This is a genomic window from Pantoea sp. EKM20T, assembly GCF_011800485.1.
In the GTDB taxonomy this organism is placed as follows: Bacteria; Pseudomonadota; Gammaproteobacteria; order Enterobacterales; family Enterobacteriaceae; genus Pantoea; species Pantoea agglomerans.
The window spans coordinates 1-209 of record NZ_JAALFW010000062.1 but is presented as its reverse complement, the minus strand read 5'-3'; the positions used below and the strand labels follow the sequence as shown (position 1 = coordinate 209).

Below are 209 nucleotides of genomic sequence, written 5' to 3'. Positions count from 1 at the left end.
AGCGGCGACACCGGCGACAGCCGTCACAACATCCACTTCACGGTGCTGCCGTCGTCAGTGACCTACCGCACGCCGCCGGAAACGGCGTGGCCGAAAACGCACGGCCCGCAGACCGCGAAGGTGGTGGGCCCGAAAGGCGAGTCGATCTGGACCGACCGCTACGGCCGGGTAAAGGTGAAGTTTCACTGGGACCGGCTGGCGAAGGGCGA

At 67.0% G+C, this 209-nt stretch carries 1 pseudogene; it reads left to right on the top strand.

Going from position 1 to position 209, the window contains the following annotated elements:
* Window positions 1-209: pseudogene (locus HFD94_RS22880) on the top strand (type VI secretion system tip protein VgrG); the annotation flags it as partial.